Origin of the sequence: Anabaena sp. AL93 (assembly GCF_001672085.1) — a bacterium.
In the GTDB taxonomy this organism is placed as follows: Bacteria; Cyanobacteriota; Cyanobacteriia; order Cyanobacteriales; family Nostocaceae; genus Dolichospermum; species Dolichospermum heterosporum.
Genome location: NZ_LJOU01000060.1, coordinates 18,882 through 36,955 on the forward strand (window position 1 = coordinate 18,882; position 18,074 = coordinate 36,955).

Below are 18,074 nucleotides of genomic sequence, written 5' to 3' on the forward strand. Positions count from 1 at the left end.
CTTAACTAAGCAATACATTGGATAAGATAAGAGTCTTAGAGACTTCCAATAAAAAAATATCCCAAAATTCCTTGTGGTGCAGGCATCTTGCCTGCTAATAATACAAGCAGTTCATCTTTTTTGTGGAGTTCTCTTAGAGAATTCCAATTAAAAAAATACCCAAAAATCCCTTGTGGTGCAGGCATCTTGCCTGTTACCATCAAGGACAGGCAGGATGCCTATCCCACAAAATTGGGTAATTTATTTTTTGGTGTTCCCTAAGAGGAGAGGGTTAGTGAGAGGTGCGGAGAGAGGCTTTGACCCCCCATTCCCTCGTAGGGAAGAATTTATACGTTTCGCAAGTTCTGATCTATAGGATATAATTATCTCAGAGGATGTTTGAAAAGTTTCCGGCGATTATAAAGATGCCTCCGGCTCCCGTCAGGGATACGCGACTACACAAACCAAGTCCACCTATTCCTACATTCCCTTAAACGATTTCCACAGTCGGCTACCCCAATCATAAATATATGACCATCAGTGCCGTAAAAAATATTACAAAAGATATTACATTAGAAAAGTTCTTAATGATGCCGGAGACCAAGCCTGCGTCAGAGTTCTTGGATGGAGATATTATTCAAAAACCCATGCCTAAAGGAAGACACAGCCGACTGCAAGGGAAACTTAGCAGCGAAATTAATTTGGTGAGTGAATCTGAAAAAATTGCCTATGCTTTTCCTGAACTCAGGTGTAGCTTTGGTAGTAGGTCAATTGTTCCCGATATAGCAGTTTTTACATGGGAACATATTCCTTTCCTTAGCAGTGGAGAAGTCCCAGATAGATTTGAACAGTCTCCAGATTGGGTAATTGAGATTCTCTCTCCTGAACAGAAATCAAATAAAGTGATTGGCAATATCTTGTATTGTATGGAGCATGGATGTAAATTAGGATGGTTTCTTGATCCTGATGATTTAAGTATTCTAGTATTTTTATGCGATCGCCAACCAATACTGATGGAAAAAACCGATATTCTGCCTGTATTGGCGGGAGTAGAGTTAAAATTAACTGTTGATGATGTATTTGGCTGGTTGAGAATGGCTTAACTAAGCAATACCTTAGAGAAGTTATCTCCCCGCCACCAATGTTAAATTAGTCCCTATGGGAATGCTATCGCAGGATATATGACTGAATCAACATTGTCTAAACTAAATACACAGATAGATAGTTTATCACCAGATTTTGTTAAGCCGCCGACACAAGACGAATTACTCTACGATGATGGGATTCCCATGGAGACTTACCGCCATAAAATGCAAATGGATTTACTAGTTGATCCTTTGTCATATTGGCTACGCGATCGCAATGCCTTTGTGGGCGGAAATATGTTTGTTTATTTTAGCCCCCATCAATTAAAAAATCATGATTTTCGCGGTCCAGATATGTTTGCTGTGCTAGACGTTCCCAAAGGTGAGCGTAAATGCTGGGTAACTTGGGAAGAGGGTAAAAGTCCAGATGTTGTAGTAGAGTTACTGTCTTCAAGCACCGCGTCGCGGGATAAAACAGAGAAAAAGGAAATTTACCAAAAACGGCTGCGAGTACCAGAGTATTTCTGGTTTGATCCCTTTAACCCTAGTGATTTTGCTGGGTTTAGTATGGGCAGTGATGGTTATGAACCGATAATTCCCGATGACCAAAATAGACTGGTTAGTAAGCAGTTAGGGTTAGCCTTAGTGCAGTGGTCGGGGGTGTTTGGCTATGCCGATACTGTTTGGTGTCGGTGGGCAACTTTGGATGGGGTTCTTTTACCTACGGAGCATGAACTGGCTCAGGAAGCACAACAGCAAGCTCAGGAAGCACAACAGCAAGCCAAGGAGGCACAACAGCAAGCTCAGGAAGCTCTACAAAGAGCAGAGGGAGCAGAATTATTACTAGCACAAGAACAACAGAGAATGGAGAAGTTGCTGGCACAATTACGGGCAAAGGGAATAAATCCCCATGAACTCTAGTAGAATCGAAAAAACTATCAAGAATTTCTCTAAAATCACCATTGGCAAAATCTAGAATGAAATAACCCGGCATACAAACCATACTCCCCAAAGAGCAAAATCATGTCTTATAATCAGTACAAAAATATTGCCCAAGTCTTAGGGGACTTTCCTTTAACTTATCAAGAAGAGAATTTCATCCAAGAAAATCCCTTAGAGATTGATGATTACTTTCGTAATCGTTTTGAATTGGTTTTACGGGAAGGAGTTGTATTTAACTCAGAGTATGCCATTTGTGAAGGAGTTATTTTTCCTATTTTAATTGAAATTTGGCAAAAGTATAAAGATGAGTTATTAATATGGAGTCATCAGCCATTAAATTTTGATGAAAGACTATCAGGTATCCCTGATTATATTGTTGCTAAAAGATCACCTAGAGGTAAAATTGTTTTTGAGTCTCCTTATTTAATATTAGTAAAAGCTAAAAAAGACAACTTTGAGGAAGGTTGGGGACAATGTTTAGCCGAATTAATTGCCGCTCAGAAGCTAAATAATCAACCGGAACAATTATTATATGGTATTGTTTCTAATGGTAAAATATGGGAATTTGGACAACTACGAGAACAGGATTTTATTAAAAATATCCAAGAGTATAGTATATCTAATTTAGATAAATTATTTGCCGGACTTAACTATGTTTTTGGACAAAGTTAGTTATTTATGCCAGGAAATATGCCTAAAAGTAAAATTAGCTCATGCTAAATAAATTAAATTTCAAGAAAAAGTTGTCATTTATTAAATCAATTGATAAACTGAGGGGGATTATTGCGAATTTATATCGCCAACCAATACTGATGGAGAAAACCGATATTCTGCCTGCATTGGCAGAAGTAGATTTAAAATTAACTGTCTATTATGTAAGCTTAGATAAGGATAATTATCGTGATTCATTTACCTAATGATGCTCTGGTTTTAGAAATTGGCTCTGGGGGTAGCCCCCAGGTACGTGCTGATGTCTTAGTTGATAGATTTTATATAGATGATTTAGGTCATCGTTCTGGACAAGAAATATACAAAGATAAACGTCCATTAATTGTTGCTGATGGAGAAAGATTACCATTTGCAGATAAAGCATTCGATTATGTTTATTGTGTTCATGTTATAGAACACACGGATAATCCTGGAGCCTTTCTTGATGAGATGTCAAGGGTTTCTAAAGCAGGATACCTTGAATGCCCTAATCCCGTATTAGAGCGTGTACTTGATGTGCCTCAGCACCAATGGTATATTACCAACACTCAAGGTAAATTGTTGATCCATCCTAAAACTAAAGATAGTAGTATCACAGGTTCCTTCGATAGACTTTATTTTCATGCGATGAGCGATCATTTCATTATTAGGCATTACTGGGATTTATTCACTGTAATGCTTGAGTGGAACGATAAAATTAAATATGAAATATGTCCAGATATTGAGTCTGTTCTTGTAGAACCAATATCAGAAAGGTTGCTACAGGAACGCATCGAGAAGCAGAAGATAGGAGTTTTAGTCCGTGCGCTGAAGGATGCGGTGAAAGCAAATGTGGTTTCAAATCTGATGGAAAATAAAACCCTCTTGGAATGGTATCGTTCTTTTCGCCGCAAACATAGAGCCACATTAAGTGCTCGTGTAACGCTGGCGGACTTAGAGCCGCTATTATGTTGTCCATATGATCGGGAAAAATTAACTAAGACAGAAACTAGTTATGATTGTCATTGTTGTGGGCGTAAGTATCTAATTAAAGATGGTGTGCCTGTTTTTTTGTAAATGATAATTTATGCAACTTATAGACTTCCTCGGATGGTTTCCAGTTGAGAAAATCTACTTGCTACTAGAAAAAATCAGAATTAGAAGGTTGAGTAAAAAGTTTAGCCACTGTGGTAAAGAAATTGTTATAAGTCCAGGGTTGTATGTGGAATGTCCAGAACGACTAACTCTCGCTGATGAGGTCTCATTTGGTCCGAGTGTGAGAATTATGGGTATTGGTGGTGTTAGTGTTGGTCGCGGAACGATGATTGCGAGTGGTGTATATATTTTGACAACAGCCCATGACTCTAATGCGCCTTTGATGAGAAAAACAGGTCTGCATAAACCAGTATTTATTGGGGAAGATGTTTGGATTGGTGCTGGTGCAATTATTCTACCTGGAGTCGAAATATGTGACCATGCCATCGTAGGAGCAGGAGCAGTAGTTACTCATAACGTAGCTGAAAAAAAAGTAGTGATTGGCATCCCAGCTAGGGTCATTAGAGAAAGGCAGGTAGTAGAAACTGTCTCTGGAGATAAGGACGAATGAAAAAGCGCCAAATAGACTTGATTCTTATTTTCGTGGGACGGGTTGTGATAGCTGTTCAATCCTTAGTAGCTGTCCGTTTATCAACAGCAATGCTTGAACCTAACGAAATTGGGCGGGTAAACTTGGTATTGAGTGTGACTTCGTGGTTTGTCTTGCTACTGATTAGCCCAGTGAATAACTATGTGTTTCGACAAACGGTTGAATGGTATGCAGAAAAAAAGCTGAATGAAGTTTTGCAAAGATTTGGCCTGTTCTTAGCTGGAGTAGCAGTTTTAGCAACTGCAATTCTTGCTTTAGTCCATTTCACTATAGGTATTGGTACACCTATCCACATGGGCTGGTTGCTTTGGTTAGTCATAGCTAGCTTGCTATTTAACACACTTAACGTAACTTTTATCACTATTCTTAATACTCTCGGATACCGTTCTTTATATGTAATCTTCATGAATCTAAGCCTGTGGTTGGGTTTAGGTGCTGCCCTTGGGTTAATTGTGTGGGGTGGTAAGCAAGCTGAATACTGGATGACTGGATTACTTCTTGGTCAAATTGCAGTGATGATTCCGTCTGGGTTAGCTATTTTAAAGTTGCCAAAACAACAATCTGTCCAATTCATTAAGTCTGGTAATACAGCAGGGTTCGATGTGCGATCAGTGTTCGTTTTTTCTTGGCCGCTGATTATTACTACCGGTTTTTACTGGATGCAGACAAATGGATACCGCTTTGTATTAGTAGGCTTTACCGATGCAGCTACCATTGGTCTATTTACAATTGGACTAACAATTGGAGTAGCTCCAATGAAAATGTTTGAGACAGTATTCACTGAATATTACCAACCAATCTTTTACCGAGATATTGCTTTTACTGATACTCATCAAAAAGCCCAAGCCTGGAATCGTTATATCAGTGCTTATTTCCCAAGCATTATTTTAATGGGAAGCTTTATCGGATTTGGCGGTCCATTTTTAGCTCGACTTTTGGTGAGTGAGTCATTTCACCAGGTTAGCTGGCTGTCCCTCTGGGGAGTTTTAACTCAATTAGCTCTCATGGTCTACGCTGCTTATGTTTCGTTTTCATTTGCTTTACTAGATACACGCCGATTAATGATATCAAATTTTTTTGGGGCTTTAGTAGCGATTGGTGGGACTCTCCTACTTGCACCTTGGCAGCCGCTTTTAGGGACTGCGATCGCTCTTTTTTTAGCAATGTTTGTAACAATGTTAATAACGGCTTTCAATTTAGGTATCGACTTTCCTCTCCGTTTGCCCTGGCGAAGATTAGGCAAGGCAGGAGCTTTGGCACTACCACTGATGCTAATGATGGAATTATTAAGCCGAATATTTCTTGATCCAACTGTTCTTCAATCATTTATGTCATTGACCATTACAGGGATTTATATGTTGTTCGCTCAATTTATTCTGGCACGGGAGTGGATTTTTTCTAAAAGTAGCATAGTTAAAACCCAAAATTAACCAGTACAATATTTATCTATTATTTGAGAGATTAGTATGCAACTACCAGACTTATGGAAAAAGCTGAAACGGCGAATACGACAGGAGCAAGGTCCATTCATTCATCAAGAACGTGGAAAACTCGATCCTTATAACTCGCCTTTGACGTTTGTACTTATCTGTGGAAAATCATTTAATCAATCAATTCCAAATGCAGGAACAACCTGTCGAATGGGTTGGTGTAGAGGCTTTGAACAACTTGGTATTCCATATTTACTCATCAGCGCCTCTGATTTGGCAAAACGATTACCAGATATACCAAATCCAATCTGCTGGATTTCTGGCTCAGATTATATTTACTTAGACAAAGTGAATTTGGCAGCATTGAAACGATATCGTCATTGTGTTTGGGTGGCGACTTGGTTCAAAGATGACGTTAATTTTTATCAGCATAATAAACTGCCGAATAATTCTTGGACTCCCAAGCTAAATAATAAAATTCTTTCTTCTGAGCCTACATTTATTTTTACAATTTCGCCAGAATCTAGCTTTGAATACTACCAAAATTGGATTCAGCATGGAGCCAAATTAGTTTCTGTACCTCTCGCTTGTGATACGAGTTTGTATCACGTCAATCCGCCCTTTTGTCCAGAATTTGATAGCATTGATATGGCTTTTGTTGGTGGTTACTGGCCTTACAAAGCACAACAATTTGATATTTATCTTAAACCTTATCAGGAAAAGTTGAAAGTATTTGGTTACTCACCTTGGCCCTACGCTGGTTATGGTGGGCAATTACCTGAGAAACAAGAACCTTCCCTATACCACCAAGCAAAACTTTCACCCACGGTAAATGAACCTCATGTATCGTTGATGGGTATTGATATTAATGAAAGGGTTTTCAAGGTATTGGGTAGCGGTGGTATGACCATTACAGATGCAACACCTGCTTACAGAGAATGGTTTACAGAAGAGGAATTATTAGTACCAACTTCAGTGAATGAATTTTATGAGATGGTTCATTTATTACTAAATGATGAAGGGCTTAATACCAAATATAGGCAGGCAGGTTACAAAGCAGTATTACACAGTCATACATATGTACACCGCGCCAAGTTAGTGCTTTCATCTCTAGGAATTGAAGCTTTTTAATCAAAACTAGTGTAGAGATTTCAGCATATTTATTGTATAGGAAAAACCATGAAAGATATATTGAAGAAAATCAACGGTCGTCTGAATACATACTACAAGCTGTACATTCTTCGCGAGCCATTAACAGTAACGGCTAGTAAATGGTTTCAAGATAAAGGCGATACAACTCTGAGAGTTAATTATCCTCTTACTGAAGAGAGTGTAGTCTTTGATGTGGGTGGGTATAGAGGTGATTGGTCTGATGAGATTATAAAACGTTATAATCCTTTTATTTACATTTTTGAACCAGTATCTGAATACTACAGTCTTGTAGTTAATAGATTTCGCAATAATCCAAAAGTTAAAGTTTATAATTTTGGTCTTTCCAATGAAAATAAAACCGAGAATATAGCAATTTTAAGTGATGCTTCAAGTACATACAAACTAAGCAATACTTATTTGTCTATTGAATTAAGAGATATTAAGATATTTCTACAAAAAGAAAACATCGAATTTATTAATTTGATAAAGATCAATATTGAAGGTGGTGAATATCCCCTGTTAACAAGGTTGATTGAGGAAGAAATAATCCTGAAAATTCAAGATTTACAAGTTCAGTTTCATGATTTTTATCCTAATGCTGAACTTCTTAGAGAAAATCTACGTCAATCCTTGAAAAAAACACATTTTATTACATATGATTATCCTTTTATTTGGGAGAATTGGCGCTTAAAAACTAATTAATTTTGCTTTGCTGATAACAAAGTAGTCAAAAATAGTTACTTTATATGAGAGTATTTCAAGTTATTGAATCATCGACTAATCTATCTTTAAGCAATAATCAAACATGGTATAGAAATCTCTATGAGCCTCTAATTGAAATGGGTCATGAAGTTGTGTTGTTTCCTGCAGAAGAAGGAAGGCGAGCAATGCAGCGCAATGATGCAAAAGCGCGTGCTACTTTCAGCCATAAGATGTTGGATACATTTAAGCGGGAACATGATAAAAAACATTTTGACATGTTCTTTGCCTACCTAATGGATGGCATGATTGACCCAGGAATTATTGATGACATCTCTAAATTAGGCGTACCCACCTGTAACTTTTCCTGTAATAACATTCACCAATTTGATTTAGTAGACGAGCTTGCCCTTCATTTTGACTATAATCTGCACGCAGAAAAAGCTGCTCGTGAAAAATTTTTGGCAATTGGTGCTAAACCTATTTGGTGGCAAATGGCTTCCAATCCAAAATATTTTAAACCTTACAATCTTTCTCGCACTATAGACGTTTCATTTGTTGGAGCTAATTATGCACTACGCGCACGTTATATTTATCATTTGCTAGAAAATGGCATAGATATTCATGCATATGGTCCTGGTTGGCAATGGGGAGCAAAAACTCCTTTACGTTCTATTACCAAACGCTACCTATTCCTGCTTCAGGCACTAATTGCTACTTATCCAGAAAAACAGTCACGCGCCTCAGCTTTGCTATCTGACCATGATTTTCGTCGTTATTTAAGCACTCGGTTTGCTAAAAATGTACATCCTCCAGTCTCAGATGAAGATCTAATCCGCCTTTACAGTCAAAGCAAAATTTGTCTTGGTTTTTTGGAGGTTTATGACAAGCATGATCCTATTCAATCAGTAAAACGACATTTGCATTTGCGAGAGTTTGAAGCACCTATGAGTAGAGCGCTCTACTGTACAGGTTACACAGACGAGCTAACAGAATTCTTTGAACCTGATAAAGAAGTTATTGTTTACCACAATCAAGAGGAATTGTTAGATAAGGTTTGCTATTATCTTACACACCCAGAAGCAGCAGAGAAAGTGCGTGAAGCAGGCTATAATCGTGCATTAGCTGAACACACTTATCATGCTCGTTTCAAACAACTGTTTACCGAATTAGGTCTAAAATGATGAACACTGCTACCAATCCCACAGTATCCGTTATTATTCCAGCATATAACGCAGCCCCTTGGATTGCTGAAACTATTGATAGTGTTTTAAATCAGACATTTCAGGATTTTGAAGTCATTGTTGTCGATGATGGCTCAACTGATGGAACAGCAGAGATAGTAAAAAATTATAAATCACAAGTTCAATATCTATATAAAAACAATGGTGGGGTAGGTTCAGCAAGGAATACTGGTATTCGTGCGGCTAGGGGAAGATACATTGCCTGTGTAGATGCTGATGATTTGTGGTTACCTGAAAAACTAGAAGTTCAGACCCAGTTACTTCAAACAGAACCCTCCTTAGCTTGGGTATACTCTGATGGTCTAATCTTTGAAAACAACTCTAATCAAAATTTACATCTGTTTAGTCAGAGTGCTTCTATGATTTCAGGTGATGTTTTACGTCCATTGCTACTGCAAGACTTTATACCTTGTCCAACCCCAGTAATTAGGCGAGACATATTTGAAAATGTCGGCTTTTTTGAAGAAGATATGTCTTTACAATCTGTTGCTGATTGGGATATGTGGCTACGAATCTCTGCAAAATATCCAGTAGGCTTTATTGATAAGCCTTTAGTCAAGTATCGTCGTCATTCAACTAGCATGACTAGTACAAGCATAATTGAACGTTCTCTAAAGAGTAGATTAACAGTTATTGAAGGAGCAATCTTAAGAGAACCTGAGCGTTTGGGTGATTTGCGGCAACAAGCAATTGCTAACGTTTATATGACTCTTGGACATTTACTAATGAGCCGTGGTGCTAGAGTAGAAGCACGAGAAATGTATCTTCATTCAATTCAAATGAATTCCAAACAGCTTAAATCTATTATATATCTAATAGCAACTTTCCTACCAATTAGTGTGAATCAGTTAAAAAACTTGAGGCGTTACTTACAAAATTTGGAATTATCCGTGTAGATTTTAGAGGTAAAATTTACCATTGTATTTACACATATCTCTACATTTTGTTACACATATAATACCGCATGAAAAGCATTATAGATAATTTTACTTATATAGTTTTTTTAGGCTATATAGCATTCATTCCAAGTGGACCTTATCCCATTCCTATTCTTGGTACAAAGCTTGATATTCTTTTAGGTATTATTTTATTGATATTAGTTGTCCCAAAAATACTACAGCTAAAAAACTATTATCCTACTGTACTATTAATGAGTTTATGGCTATACCTAATTGCAACTTTTTTGTCAGTCATTTTTTCTGACGAGCTTCTTTTTTCTACTGGTCAATGGTTAATTACATTAGGCTACATTCTGACTTGTTTCTTAGCTCCAATTGCAGCTTATCATAAAATTCAATCTTTCAGAACTGCCTTGCTGGTAATCGCTACGATAGTTGCTTTACTCCTCATATCTCAAGCTATATTCTTTGGTATTGATAACGTCCAGCGAATTTATCTAGGATTTGATTCTGTTTCTGGTAGTAGCTTTAATAATGATGTAAATACAGGGGCTAATGAAAGCATTGTTGACCCTAACATGACTGCGCTCGGCTTAATGATGACTATTCTATTTTATCTACCAAATTTTGCCGATCATAATTTTTCAAAACAAACAAAAATATTTGAAGTTTTTGCATTTATTCTAATTATTATTGCTGCTATTGTAACTTTATCCAGAACTGCTATAGTCTCATTCATCTTGTCTTGTGTAATAGCATCCTTAGTCTTAGTATTGGATCAAAATAAACTGAAAAATTCACTGGCAGCGATCTGGAAATCAGTGAAGACTATATCAATATTTTCAGCATTTTTTTTAGTGATTTATATATTATTTCCAACTGTAAGAGAAGTATTTATTGATAGATTATTAGGTTCAGGCATTCAAGAAGACAGTCACAGAATTAGTATTATGAGTGAAAGTATTGAAATATTTCAATCCACTGATAAAAATATTTTTTTTGGGAAAGGATTTTTCACCACAAATCCACACAATGAAATTTTAAGAAACTTGTCCAGTTCAGGATTAATTGGTTTGATTACTTTTTTAGTTTTTCTAAGTGTTCTTTATTTTTTTATAGTAAGGAAAGTTAAAAGCAACTATTGGTTATCTTTTAGCGCTACATCTATTTATTTTTACATATTTATAGCTACTCAAACTTATGGTCACACAAAATCAATGTGGTCAGCTTTTATGTTTTTATTATTTTTTTACTTAGAAAATAAACTCAATACTAGCAATACTAGAGATGCCATTCATAACATTAAACTGACACCTGAAAAATTACCATGAAAATATTACACATTATTAACTCTTTAAAAGGAGGTGGAGCGGAAAAACTCGTTCTTGACCTACATAAAATGAGTCTTGAAAATGGAATTGATAGTCATGCTTTGAGTTTAATGTCTCTCCCTAATGAATGTTTAGAAAATACTTATGCTCTAAATTTTAAGAACCCATACCGAATACAAGTATTATTTAAACTTTACGATTTCTTATCCGCGCCTGAATGGAAAGATTTAGATATTATTCATGTACATTTATTTCCTTCACAACTTTACACCCCGATAATAAGCAGCATATTAAGCTTGAAAGCCTACTTTGTTACCACTGAACATAGTACCTACAATTCCAGAAGAGGTATTTGGTATGGAAGATTGATCGATAAATTTTTTTATGATCACTACAGAAAAATAATATGTATTAGTATGGGTACATCTGAATCTCTACTCCAATCACAACCCCAATTGAATGAAAAAATAGTTGTTATCTATAATGGCGTTGACATTAAGAGATATTCGTTATCAACTATTTCTTTTCCCAAAGAAAAAACTCTTGTTATCTTATCTGTAGGAAGATTAGTCAGTGTAAAAAATTATGAAACTGCCATCCGAGCATTAAATAGAATATCTACTCATAACTTTGAATATTGGATTGTTGGTTCTGGGGTTTTAGAACCACATTTAAAGAGACTTGTTAATGAGCTTAATCTTGAATATAAGGTTAAATTTCTTGGTTTCCGCGAAGATATTCCCGAATTACTCAACCAATCTGATATTTTTTTAATTACATCTTCTTGGGAAGGATTTGGTATAGCTGTAGTAGAGGCAATGGCAGCCTCTTTGCCAGTGGTTGTTAGTAATGTTTCTGGTTTGAGAGAGGTAGTTCTAGACGATTTTACAGAAATACCTAAGACGGGGTTTTTAATAGATCCTAAATCTGAAGATGATATTGCTACCTGCTTAAGTAAGTTACTTGCAGACGCAAGACTACGAATGGAAATGGGCAGAAATGCTCATATTAGATCTTTAGAATTTGATATTCAGAAGACGTTTGATCAACATCTTGAGTTATACCAATCGTTATTAGAAAATACGCAATAACACAGTAAAACATAATGCTCAAAGTTATACACATAATTACACATCTTGTTTTGGGCGGCGCACAAGATAATACGGTGATGGACAACAAATCCGTGATTTTACGTTTATCAGTGATGCTGTAGCGAGAATTGAAATAAATCACAAGCTTATGTTTTTAAAAAAATCTCTACTTTACATAATTACCCAATCTGAATTTGGTGGCGCTCAATCTAATGTTCTCGATTTAATTAAGGGTTTTCAACAAGAGTACAATGTACATCTTGCTACTAGCACTGAGGGGTCACTGACCGAATCAATAGCCGCAATTAATGTACCTGTACATTTGCTGCCGAATCTAATTCGTTCTATAAATTTATTCCATGACTATCTTGCAATTAAGGAATGTATATCTTTAATTAAAGAAATTAAGCCGGATTTAATTCATGCCCATAGCAGTAAAGCTGGACTTATTGCTCGTGTTGCCGGTTGGATATGTAAAGTTCCCGTGGTTTTCACTGCTCATGGTTGGGGGTTTAGTCCGGGAAATCCTGCCATTCGCCGATGGATTGTTTTACTTAGTGAGAAATTAGCTGCACCATTAGCAAAAAAGATAATTTGTGTTTCCGAAACTAATCGCCACCTAGCCCTAGGTCTTGGTGTTAGTAACCAAAATTCATTAGTAACCGTTCATAACGGGATCAACGATATTCCTGTTTCTCTAGCTAATCCTGCTCACCAACCTGCCCGGTTAATTATGGTGGCACGTTTTAATGAACCAAAAGATCAAGCCACTTTACTCAAAGCGATCGCTCAACTCAGTGATCAATCTATCCATCTTGACTTGGTTGGTAGTGGATCTGCTTGGGAATCATGTAAAGATTTAGCTAAATCTTTGGGAATTCAAGATCAAGTTTCTTTTTTAGGCGATCGCGCAGATGTTCCTCAATTACTAGCTCAATCGCAAATTTTTATTCTTTGCACGCACTATGAAGGCCTGCCTATAAGCATTTTAGAGGCAATGCGGGCTGGCTTACCAGTGATTGCAACTAAGGTTAATGGTATTCCTGAAGAAGTCGAACATGGTAAAACGGGTTTGTTAGTACCTGACAAAGATGTAAAAGAAGTAGCTAAAGCCCTTTCCACCTTGATTGAATCTCCTGATCTGCGTCAGCAGATGGGTGAAGCAGGTAGACAAAAATTTTTAGAGGAATTTACAATTGAGAGGATGATTGATGAGACCAGAACTGTATATGAACAAGTCCTGAAGCAATAAAGTTCCAAAATATCAGCTTTCTTTAGCTAATTTTGGATAATTTTAGCTGAGGGTTCAAACTAGCTCCAGTTCGCCAAATCACAATCCACACAAGCGATTCCTACGGAGCGCTTCGCTGTCGCCCACAATCCCGCAACACCCGCACCTGAGATTTTGACTTGTCCCCCGACGAAGGTACAGCAAGAGGTGTAACCACAATCCATTGACTACCAAGGACAATAGTAGCGAACTGCTTGCAGCAGCGCTGACGCGACCGCTGTCCTCACAAATTATAGTAGATAAACCAAGGGCGATCGCTCAAACCAGCCATACTAATCTATACTTGCCTTTTCTAAAAATACTACTCATAGCGATCGCGTCAGCAGTTCGCCATTGAAATCTCACTAACAACTGCTCACGAGATAAATTACCTTACCTATCCTCAAACTTTCTTTTCCTGTGCTAAAGTCAAAACCTGCACATACAGCCGGTCTGAAATTCTCATTCCCTGTGCTTGCATCTCATCTAAAACATCCTTAACACTAGCCAACACACCCTATAGTGTACAAATTGTATAGGTTAATAGAAGAGGAGATTAAGATAATTCAGGATAGGTAATACTGTAAAACAGAAATAGCTGGCGATCGCTATAATAAAACTAGACTAATTAACTTGTAACTTATCATGGAAAACATTACCATTCAAGTTGAGCCAGAAATTGCCAAAGCGTACCGAGAAGCAGAACCAGAAAAACAGCAAAAAATCCAAATATTTCTCAACATAATGCTGCAAAAAGCAGTCAGTCAAAAACCACTCTTAGATATCATGGAAGAAGCGAGTCAACAAGCCATTGCTAAGGGAATGACCACAGAAATTTTAGAATCTATTCTCAAGGATGAAAACTAACCGTATCGTAATTGATACAAATGTAATTGTCAGTGCATTAATCTTCTCTAAATCTACCACAATGCAAGCTCTTAGAGAAGCCAAACAAAACAGAGTAATCTTAATTTCTGTGGAAATTCTATCACCTGCTGAAGGTACAGCAAGAGGTGTAACCACAATCCCTTTTTTGCAAGAGCGATAGCGAAGCGCACCGAAGGTATGACTATGAGATAAAATAGAATCAACCAAGTATTTTGTCTTTCTATAAAACCGAGGTAAACATGACTTATTTAGAACTACATCAAAAAGTTGAACAACAGATATCCCAACTAGCACCAGAACAGCTTTCCTTAGTTAGTGATTTTATTGACTCTATTCAGGAAAAAAGCACCGTAAATCAACGCCCATTACGTCGTATTTCTCCCATTAAGCGAGGTAAAAAAGCAGGTGATTTACTACATTATACTGGAACTTGGCATGGTGATGATTTGGAAGATTGTCTGCGTTTAGTTGAAGAAACTCGTTCTCAAACGCAGTTTTAATTTTTGTCACTATGTCTTATTTGCTCGATACTAATCACTGTAGCTACATTATTAATGGTAATCCTCAAGTTACCGATACCTTAAAATCTTCCTCCTCTGTTACCATTGGCATTAGCATTATCACTTATGCAGAACTGCTATATATGACAGAAAAATCAGCACTAAAATCTCAAAATTTAGGTGCAGTTCAGGTTTTTTTGTCCGACGTTGATTTATATTTTATTGATGAAGAAACTGCCATTATCTACAGTCGTCTAAAATCATCGGTTTTTAATTATTTTGCTCCCCAAGAGAAAAGCAAACATCGTAATTTTAGCATTGAAAATTTGGGATTTAGCGATCATGATCTTTGGATAGCAGCAACAGCAATTCAACACAATCTCACTCTCGTTTCTGCTGATAGCGATTTTAGGCGTATTCATCAAGTACAGCCTTTTCCCTTGGAATCATGGGTGTAAATTCACTCCATTTTAAACCCAGCTTGAAGAAAATGAGCGATCGCGAAACGCTGCTGCAAGTAGTTCGCTATGGAATTTAATCACAAAAAATGATTAAGCCGTTTTGACTGTAATGATCCAAAATGTTCTCGTCACCCATTATACTTAGAAATCTTTACCAGAAAATGAAAATCTTTGTGCGATCGCCAAAGCTGGGCGGCAAATTCCATTCTTTTATAATCACCCCTCAACACAAAAATTACCTGGGGTAAGGAAGTTTCGTGAAAAGCAATCGCTATCCTCACAGGAATTGTAGTAGATAAACCAAGGGCGATCGCTAAAACCAGCCATACTAATCTATACTTACCTTTTCTAAAAATACTACTCATAGCGATCGCGTCAGCAGTTCGCCATTGAAATCTCACTAACAACTGCTCACGAGATAAATTACCTGACCTATCCTCAAACTTTCTTTTCCTGTGCTAAGGTCAAAACCTGCACATACAGCCGGTCTGAAATTCTCATTCCCTGTGCTTGCATCTCATCTAAAACATCCTTAACACTAGCCAACACACCCCGCCGCTTTGCCAATAATAAAACCCCCACAGTCCCAATTAAAGGCAATTTTCGAGCCATAGCCACTTTCCGGGCTGCCTTTTCATCAATTAACAACTGAGAAGCACCAATCTCTTCCGCTAAAGCAATAGCTTCTGACTCTCCTAAATCTAACTTAAATGACTGTTGTAACTCCTTAACCACCTGCTGATTATCTACTGTTGCAACCTCTAACCAAGACAAATTCTGTACAAGTTTCGCGGCTGGATGCTCACCTACTTGCAATTCATCAAATACCCCCTGGGTAATCGTGACTTTACCAAAAAGTTTCGGCAATAAATCAAGATGATTCACCTTTGCTAACTCACTAATTGGCGTTGTATCAGAAACGATAATCATTTAAGAAATCTGCTGATTTAAAATTAACTCTGCTTGTTCCACTTCTTGACGTAATTCCTCTAAAGTCTGGGAATCGTCAAAAAGAGAAATCCCCCATTTTTTCATCATTTCTATTACCTCCAAACGAGAAATGGCAAGAATTTTACCCGCCCGTCCACTGCTAATTTCTCCTACCTCTAATAATGTCATCACATAACCTTCCTTCGCTTTTTGTAAAGCCTTTTTTCTCACTTCATCTGAAAGCTGAATACTTTCTAACTGCTCATCTAAAATTACTAACGACATCACCAAAATATCCTAACGCTACATTTTTATTTTAACTGATTATATCCGCGATTTCTTTTTTAATTTTGTGTTTAACCAAATATGAAACCCCTCTGGTAAACCTCTCTCCGCACCTCTCCCTAACCCTCTCCTAATCCTAAGAAGATAGGACTTAAGTAGGTGAGCGTTGAAAATTATCGTTATGGCAAGGCAAAAGGCAAGAGGCAAGAGTGAAGAGGGTTTGGGCGATTTTACATTTCTTTACACAGTTTGGTTTTATTGTGTTCACCTACTTACGCACTGTACAAATTTACCATGATATGAATGAACGAAATTGCGTCGTTTTCGGCTTTGGGAATAACTTATTGAGTAGGGTGTGGTTCGGCAAGCTCACCAACCACGTCAGATAGAGGGAATCTGTTTTTTTGTCAAAATATCGTGTCTGACGCACCCTACAAGGGATAAAATTTACCTCACATATTTGGGGAATCTTGTCAATGCGTAAATCCTAACTAATATTAATCATGGCGATCGCTTTGGTTGTTCAAAATTTTGCAAAAGTTCATTGCCCCATCGTGTTTAGTGTATTTTAGAGAAAGTATCAGAGTAAGTTAAATTTTATGGCTGCCAAGCATTTAAGCACTCAGTTTCTAAATGAAATTACTAACCGATTAGTGAGCGCGCTCGAACCAGAACAGATTTTTTTATTTGGCTCTTATGCTTACGGTGAACCGACCGAGAATAGCGATATTGATTTATTGGTGATTATCTCAAAATCAGATGAACCACGCTATCGTCGAGCGCGTCAGGCATATAAAGCTTTGCGTGGTATTGGTATTCCAAAAGATATTCTGGTGATGACCCGCTCAGAAGTTGAACCCAAGGCTAATGTAGCCAACTCACTAGTCAATCAAGTAATACGTCAGGGTAAACTCCTGTATGGACAACGCAAAATTTGCAGAAACTAGACAGTGGTTAATCAAGAGCCAGCGAGATTTAAAGGCTGCCTATGTGTTACTTAATAATGAAGAATCTCTGTTGGATGCTGTTGTTTACCATTGTCAACAGGCCAAAAATGCAAAAACTCCCAAAGGAAATTTACTTTAGAGAAATCCACAAAAAAGATGATCCTAGTGCTTACGCATTGACAAAGTTTTCTAAATATGTAATGTAGATTTTATCTCTTGTAGGGTGCGTCAGACCCAATAATTTGGTAAAAAACAGATTTCCTCTATCTGACGCACCCTACTCAATATGTAATGTGGATTTTATCTCTTGTAGGGTGCGTCAGACCCAATAATTTAGTGAGGGACTTCCAAGAAATAAATTATCCTGATTAACCAACCACGGAGGCGCAGAGGACACAGAGGAATAAGGGTTTGAGAGATTTTTGCGTTAGGTGGTTTATCGGTTGTCAAGAGATTGCTTCCTTTCACTCGCAATGACAACTCATGCAGCACAGGTTTATTAGAGACTTCCAATCAAAAAAATATCCCAAAATTTCTTGTGGTGCGGGACGAATTGCCCGCTAATCATCAAGGACGGGCAAGGATGCCCATCCCACAAAATTGGATCAT

Annotated in this window: 26 protein-coding genes; 21 read left to right on the forward strand and 5 right to left on the reverse strand. The window is 37.3% G+C overall.

Features of this window, described 5'->3' with window-relative positions; genetic code table 11:
* Positions 1-35: 35 nt before the first annotated feature.
* Positions 36-185, reverse strand: coding sequence for a hypothetical protein (locus AN486_RS16110; protein ID WP_199924344.1), 150 nt, complete (start codon positions 183-185; stop codon positions 36-38).
* Between the two features lie 324 nt (positions 186-509).
* On the opposite strand from AN486_RS16110, the gene AN486_RS16115 reads away from it, so the two are divergent.
* The 15 genes from AN486_RS16115 (at position 510) to AN486_RS16185 (ending at position 13,812) form a co-directional block, all read left to right on the forward strand.
* Positions 510-1,082: a Uma2 family endonuclease gene (locus AN486_RS16115; RefSeq protein ID WP_290601507.1), complete on the forward strand. Its 573-nt coding sequence runs from the start codon at positions 510-512 to the stop codon at positions 1,080-1,082.
* 78 nt (positions 1,083-1,160) lie between these two features.
* The gene (locus AN486_RS16120; RefSeq protein WP_290601508.1) at positions 1,161-1,985 is read left to right on the forward strand and encodes a Uma2 family endonuclease; all 825 of its coding nucleotides are present in this window, start codon (positions 1,161-1,163) and stop codon (positions 1,983-1,985) included.
* 102 nt (positions 1,986-2,087) lie between these two features.
* The gene (locus tag AN486_RS16125; protein ID WP_290601509.1) at positions 2,088-2,678 is read left to right on the forward strand and encodes a hypothetical protein; all 591 of its coding nucleotides are present in this window, start codon (positions 2,088-2,090) and stop codon (positions 2,676-2,678) included.
* Positions 2,679-2,719: 41 nt separating this feature from the next.
* A complete protein-coding gene (locus AN486_RS16130; protein WP_290601510.1) occupies positions 2,720-2,923 on the forward strand; it encodes a hypothetical protein in 204 nt (67 codons plus the stop codon).
* Positions 2,907-3,770 carry a methyltransferase domain-containing protein gene (locus AN486_RS16135; protein ID WP_290601512.1) on the forward strand — a complete coding sequence of 288 codons (864 nt, stop codon included), beginning with the start codon at positions 2,907-2,909 and terminating at the stop codon, positions 3,768-3,770. Before AN486_RS16130 ends, AN486_RS16135 begins: the two co-directional genes overlap by 17 nt.
* Positions 3,771-3,780: 10 nt before the next feature.
* A complete protein-coding gene (locus tag AN486_RS16140) occupies positions 3,781-4,299 on the forward strand; it encodes a DapH/DapD/GlmU-related protein (protein ID WP_290601514.1) in 519 nt (172 codons plus the stop codon).
* Positions 4,296-5,768: a hypothetical protein gene (locus AN486_RS16145; protein WP_290601516.1), complete on the forward strand. Its 1,473-nt coding sequence runs from the start codon at positions 4,296-4,298 to the stop codon at positions 5,766-5,768. Before AN486_RS16140 ends, AN486_RS16145 begins: the two co-directional genes overlap by 4 nt.
* Positions 5,769-5,804: 36 nt before the next feature.
* The gene (locus AN486_RS16150) at positions 5,805-6,899 is read left to right on the forward strand and encodes a glycosyltransferase (protein ID WP_290601517.1); all 1,095 of its coding nucleotides are present in this window, start codon (positions 5,805-5,807) and stop codon (positions 6,897-6,899) included.
* Between the two features lie 48 nt (positions 6,900-6,947).
* Complete coding sequence (locus AN486_RS16155) at positions 6,948-7,622, forward strand: FkbM family methyltransferase (RefSeq protein ID WP_290601519.1); 675 nt, start codon at positions 6,948-6,950, stop codon at positions 7,620-7,622.
* A gap of 44 nt (positions 7,623-7,666) precedes the next feature.
* Positions 7,667-8,803: a glycosyltransferase gene (locus AN486_RS16160; protein WP_290601521.1), complete on the forward strand. Its 1,137-nt coding sequence runs from the start codon at positions 7,667-7,669 to the stop codon at positions 8,801-8,803.
* Positions 8,800-9,759, forward strand: coding sequence for a glycosyltransferase (locus AN486_RS16165; protein WP_290601523.1), 960 nt, complete (start codon positions 8,800-8,802; stop codon positions 9,757-9,759). The genes AN486_RS16160 and AN486_RS16165 overlap by 4 nt, the downstream gene beginning before the upstream one ends.
* A gap of 68 nt (positions 9,760-9,827) precedes the next feature.
* Positions 9,828-11,093, forward strand: a complete 1,266-nt coding sequence (locus tag AN486_RS16170; protein WP_290601525.1) for a hypothetical protein — start codon at positions 9,828-9,830, stop codon at positions 11,091-11,093.
* The gene (locus tag AN486_RS16175; RefSeq protein ID WP_290601527.1) at positions 11,090-12,184 is read left to right on the forward strand and encodes a glycosyltransferase family 4 protein; all 1,095 of its coding nucleotides are present in this window, start codon (positions 11,090-11,092) and stop codon (positions 12,182-12,184) included. Before AN486_RS16170 ends, AN486_RS16175 begins: the two co-directional genes overlap by 4 nt.
* 148 nt (positions 12,185-12,332) lie before the next feature.
* Entirely contained in the window at positions 12,333-13,436 is a 1,104-nt protein-coding gene (locus AN486_RS16180) for a glycosyltransferase family 4 protein (protein WP_290601529.1), read from the forward strand.
* Positions 13,437-13,638: 202 nt separating this feature from the next.
* Positions 13,639-13,812 (forward strand): hypothetical protein, encoded by a 174-nt coding sequence (locus tag AN486_RS16185; RefSeq protein WP_290601531.1) that lies wholly within the window; start codon positions 13,639-13,641, stop codon positions 13,810-13,812.
* 45 nt (positions 13,813-13,857) lie between these two features.
* Here AN486_RS16185 and AN486_RS16190 read toward each other — a convergent pair whose 3' ends face one another.
* A complete protein-coding gene (locus AN486_RS16190; RefSeq protein ID WP_269076499.1) occupies positions 13,858-13,968 on the reverse strand; it encodes a DUF3368 domain-containing protein in 111 nt (36 codons plus the stop codon).
* A 131-nt stretch (positions 13,969-14,099) separates the two neighbouring features.
* Here AN486_RS16190 and AN486_RS16195 point away from each other — a divergent pair, with 131 nt between their 5' ends.
* The 4 genes from AN486_RS16195 (at position 14,100) to AN486_RS16210 (ending at position 15,300) form a co-directional block, all read left to right on the forward strand.
* Entirely contained in the window at positions 14,100-14,321 is a 222-nt protein-coding gene (locus tag AN486_RS16195; protein WP_168635922.1) for a hypothetical protein, read from the forward strand.
* Positions 14,311-14,502, forward strand: coding sequence for a hypothetical protein (locus tag AN486_RS16200; RefSeq protein ID WP_290601535.1), 192 nt, complete (start codon positions 14,311-14,313; stop codon positions 14,500-14,502). Before AN486_RS16195 ends, AN486_RS16200 begins: the two co-directional genes overlap by 11 nt.
* 79 nt (positions 14,503-14,581) lie before the next feature.
* A complete protein-coding gene (locus AN486_RS16205) occupies positions 14,582-14,842 on the forward strand; it encodes a hypothetical protein (protein ID WP_028084293.1) in 261 nt (86 codons plus the stop codon).
* A gap of 11 nt (positions 14,843-14,853) precedes the next feature.
* Entirely contained in the window at positions 14,854-15,300 is a 447-nt protein-coding gene (locus tag AN486_RS16210; RefSeq protein ID WP_290601538.1) for a type II toxin-antitoxin system VapC family toxin, read from the forward strand.
* Between the two features lie 131 nt (positions 15,301-15,431).
* Here the strand turns inward: AN486_RS16210 and AN486_RS16215 are convergent, their stop codons facing one another.
* From AN486_RS16215 to AN486_RS16225, 3 genes are read right to left on the reverse strand one after another with little or no spacing between them, the layout of a single operon-like run.
* Complete coding sequence (locus AN486_RS16215; protein ID WP_290601540.1) at positions 15,432-15,710, reverse strand: hypothetical protein; 279 nt, start codon at positions 15,708-15,710, stop codon at positions 15,432-15,434.
* A gap of 31 nt (positions 15,711-15,741) precedes the next feature.
* A complete protein-coding gene (locus AN486_RS16220) occupies positions 15,742-16,233 on the reverse strand; it encodes a DUF3368 domain-containing protein (protein WP_290601542.1) in 492 nt (163 codons plus the stop codon).
* Entirely contained in the window at positions 16,234-16,518 is a 285-nt protein-coding gene (locus AN486_RS16225) for a UPF0175 family protein (RefSeq protein WP_190383303.1), read from the reverse strand.
* Positions 16,519-17,117: 599 nt separating this feature from the next.
* Here AN486_RS16225 and AN486_RS16230 point away from each other — a divergent pair.
* Positions 17,118-17,465 carry a nucleotidyltransferase domain-containing protein gene (locus AN486_RS16230; protein WP_290601545.1) on the forward strand — a complete coding sequence of 116 codons (348 nt, stop codon included), beginning with the start codon at positions 17,118-17,120 and terminating at the stop codon, positions 17,463-17,465.
* A complete protein-coding gene (locus AN486_RS16235) occupies positions 17,437-17,604 on the forward strand; it encodes a hypothetical protein (RefSeq protein ID WP_290601547.1) in 168 nt (55 codons plus the stop codon). Before AN486_RS16230 ends, AN486_RS16235 begins: the two co-directional genes overlap by 29 nt.
* Positions 17,605-18,074 lie beyond the last annotated feature (470 nt).

Excerpts from the sequence above, each read along its gene's own strand:
- AN486_RS16145 (WP_290601516.1), top strand. The coding sequence starts at position 4,296 with ATGAAAAAGCGCCAAATAGACTTGATTCTTATTTTCGTGGGACGGGTT.
- AN486_RS16180 (WP_290601529.1), top strand. The coding sequence starts at position 12,333 with ATGTTTTTAAAAAAATCTCTACTTTACATAATTACCCAATCTGAATTT.
- AN486_RS16130 (WP_290601510.1), top strand. The coding sequence starts at position 2,720 with ATGCTAAATAAATTAAATTTCAAGAAAAAGTTGTCATTTATTAAATCA.
- AN486_RS16170 (WP_290601525.1), top strand. The coding sequence starts at position 9,828 with ATGAAAAGCATTATAGATAATTTTACTTATATAGTTTTTTTAGGCTAT.
- AN486_RS16205 (WP_028084293.1), top strand. The coding sequence starts at position 14,582 with ATGACTTATTTAGAACTACATCAAAAAGTTGAACAACAGATATCCCAA.
- AN486_RS16235 (WP_290601547.1), top strand. The coding sequence starts at position 17,437 with ATGGACAACGCAAAATTTGCAGAAACTAGACAGTGGTTAATCAAGAGC.
- AN486_RS16125 (WP_290601509.1), top strand. The coding sequence starts at position 2,088 with ATGTCTTATAATCAGTACAAAAATATTGCCCAAGTCTTAGGGGACTTT.
- AN486_RS16150 (WP_290601517.1), top strand. The coding sequence starts at position 5,805 with ATGCAACTACCAGACTTATGGAAAAAGCTGAAACGGCGAATACGACAG.
- AN486_RS16225 (WP_190383303.1), bottom strand. The coding sequence starts at position 16,518 with ATGTCGTTAGTAATTTTAGATGAGCAGTTAGAAAGTATTCAGCTTTCA.
- AN486_RS16200 (WP_290601535.1), top strand. The coding sequence starts at position 14,311 with ATGAAAACTAACCGTATCGTAATTGATACAAATGTAATTGTCAGTGCA.
- AN486_RS16210 (WP_290601538.1), top strand. The coding sequence starts at position 14,854 with ATGTCTTATTTGCTCGATACTAATCACTGTAGCTACATTATTAATGGT.
- AN486_RS16115 (WP_290601507.1), top strand. The coding sequence starts at position 510 with ATGACCATCAGTGCCGTAAAAAATATTACAAAAGATATTACATTAGAA.
- AN486_RS16165 (WP_290601523.1), top strand. The coding sequence starts at position 8,800 with ATGATGAACACTGCTACCAATCCCACAGTATCCGTTATTATTCCAGCA.
- AN486_RS16230 (WP_290601545.1), top strand. The coding sequence starts at position 17,118 with ATGGCTGCCAAGCATTTAAGCACTCAGTTTCTAAATGAAATTACTAAC.
- AN486_RS16155 (WP_290601519.1), top strand. The coding sequence starts at position 6,948 with ATGAAAGATATATTGAAGAAAATCAACGGTCGTCTGAATACATACTAC.
- AN486_RS16120 (WP_290601508.1), top strand. The coding sequence starts at position 1,161 with ATGACTGAATCAACATTGTCTAAACTAAATACACAGATAGATAGTTTA.
- AN486_RS16160 (WP_290601521.1), top strand. The coding sequence starts at position 7,667 with ATGAGAGTATTTCAAGTTATTGAATCATCGACTAATCTATCTTTAAGC.
- AN486_RS16140 (WP_290601514.1), top strand. The coding sequence starts at position 3,781 with ATGCAACTTATAGACTTCCTCGGATGGTTTCCAGTTGAGAAAATCTAC.
- AN486_RS16110 (WP_199924344.1), bottom strand. The coding sequence starts at position 185 with ATGCCTGCACCACAAGGGATTTTTGGGTATTTTTTTAATTGGAATTCT.
- AN486_RS16195 (WP_168635922.1), top strand. The coding sequence starts at position 14,100 with ATGGAAAACATTACCATTCAAGTTGAGCCAGAAATTGCCAAAGCGTAC.
- AN486_RS16220 (WP_290601542.1), bottom strand. The coding sequence starts at position 16,233 with ATGATTATCGTTTCTGATACAACGCCAATTAGTGAGTTAGCAAAGGTG.
- AN486_RS16175 (WP_290601527.1), top strand. The coding sequence starts at position 11,090 with ATGAAAATATTACACATTATTAACTCTTTAAAAGGAGGTGGAGCGGAA.